Annotated in this window: 1 protein-coding gene; it reads left to right on the forward strand. The window is 75.5% G+C overall.

Annotated elements, in window-relative coordinates; genetic code table 11:
- Positions 1–137: 137 nt before the first annotated feature.
- Positions 138–645, forward strand: a 508-nt coding sequence (locus tag FLM69_RS11270) for a DUF3662 domain-containing protein (protein WP_141844309.1), incomplete at its 3' end; no start/stop codon positions are given.

The following is a 645-nucleotide window of genomic DNA, read 5'->3' on the forward strand; positions in this document are numbered from 1 at the left end:
TCCCCGCCACGCCGGCAGCTCGCCCCCTCCGGCACCTCTCCCACCCGCGTTCCACCCGGCAGGATCCCGCTGTTCTCGGCGGTCTCCCAGCCCGGCCCGTAGTATCGGGACGGACAACTGTGGAAAGGGGCCCCGTCGTGGGACTTCTGGACAACCTCGAACGCGGCCTCGAGCGGGTCGTGCGCTCGGCCTTCTCGGCCGGCGGTCCGCGGGCGGTCAAGCCGGTGGAGATCGCCTCGGCCCTGCGGCAGGCGATGGACGACGAGTCTCTCGCCCTGTCGGAGGGCCACACGGTCGCGCCCAACAGCTACGTGGTCCACTTCTCCCCCGCCGACTTCGAGCGCGCCCGCTCGTGGGGGTCCACCCTCGCCAGCGAGCTGTGCGATGAGGTCATCCGCCACGCCGACTCCCAGGGCTATGCGCTGCCCGGCACGGTCCGGGTCGCCTTCCACCCGGACGCGGACGTGCGCGCCGGGGACCTGCGCGTGGTCACCCGCCTGGACGACGGCTCGCTCACTGCCCCGGCCCCCCACGACGACGGCGCCTCGCCCGCCACCGCCCACGGCCCGGGAGCCTCGGCCGCGGCGCCGGACCGACTGGTCGAGGACCTGCCGGCGGCCGCGCCCCGCAAGCCCTCCCCCGCCC

It is taken from the genome of Micrococcus sp. R8502A1 (assembly GCF_006704135.1).
GTDB classification, from domain to species: Bacteria; Actinomycetota; Actinomycetes; order Actinomycetales; family Micrococcaceae; genus Micrococcus; species Micrococcus luteus.